The organism is Providencia sp. Je.9.19 (genome assembly GCF_051129765.1).
Lineage (GTDB): Bacteria > Pseudomonadota > Gammaproteobacteria > Enterobacterales > Enterobacteriaceae > Providencia.
This window is the reverse complement of sequence record NZ_JBCPSS010000058.1, coordinates 1-266: the sequence shown is the minus strand read 5'-3', so window position 1 is coordinate 266 and position 266 is coordinate 1. Positions and strand designations below refer to the sequence as shown.

The 266-nt window shown below is 51.1% G+C and carries 1 rRNA gene; it reads right to left on the bottom strand.

Features of this window, described 5'->3' with window-relative positions:
* A 16S ribosomal RNA gene (locus AAZR93_RS21695) occupies window positions 1-266 on the bottom strand; the annotation flags it as partial.

The window sequence follows — 266 nt, the reverse complement described above, 5'->3', positions numbered from 1 at the left end:
TTCCCACCATTATGTGCTGGCAACAAAGGATAAGGGTTGCGCTCGTTGCGGGACTTAACCCAACATTTCACAACACGAGCTGACGACAGCCATGCAGCACCTGTCTCAGAGTTCCCGAAGGCACTAAGCTATCTCTAGCAAATTCTCTGGATGTCAAGAGTAGGTAAGGTTCTTCGCGTTGCATCGAATTAAACCACATGCTCCACCGCTTGTGCGGGCCCCCGTCAATTCATTTGAGTTTTAACCTTGCGGCCGTACTCCCCAGG